Source organism: Paracoccus sp. S4493 (assembly GCF_000967735.1).
Classification (GTDB): Bacteria; Pseudomonadota; Alphaproteobacteria; order Rhodobacterales; family Rhodobacteraceae; genus Paracoccus; species Paracoccus marcusii.
In genome coordinates, this window is record NZ_JXYF01000383.1 from 1 (window position 1) to 524 (window position 524).

At 68.3% G+C, this 524-nt stretch carries 1 pseudogene; it reads right to left on the reverse strand.

The window, feature by feature from the left end:
* Nucleotides 1-524: pseudogene (locus TW83_RS17880) on the reverse strand (acetyl/propionyl-CoA carboxylase subunit alpha); the annotation flags it as partial.

A 524-nucleotide genomic window follows, 5' to 3' on the forward strand; every position in this document is an offset into this window, starting at 1 on the left:
TTCCTCGGCGATGAAGGCGGTGGTGATTTCGCCCGCGACGAATTTCGGGTGATCCATCACCGCTGACAGGAAGGGCAGGTTGTGCCCGATCCCCTCGACCTCGAAGGCGTCCAGCGCGGTGCGCATCGCCTCGATCGCCTCGCCGCGGGTCGGTGCCCATGTGCACAGCTTGGCGATCATCGGGTCATAGAACATGCTGATCTCGCCGCCCTCATAGACGCCGGTGTCGTTCCTGACCGCGGCCCCACCCGTGGGGGCGCCATGGGCCAGCCACTTGCCCCCGGTCAGCATCGGCCCCGCCGCCACCTCGACCGGCGGGCGATAGCGGGTCAGGCGCCCGATGGAGGGCAGGAAGCCGCGATAGGGGTCCTCGGCATAAAGCCGGCTCTCCATCGCCCACCCGGTGATCGTCAGGTCGGACTGCGCGAAGGGCAGCGGCTCTCCGGCCGCGACGCGGATCATCTGCTCGACCAGATCGACGCCGGTGATCAGTTCGGTCACCGGGTGTTCCACCTGCAGGCGGG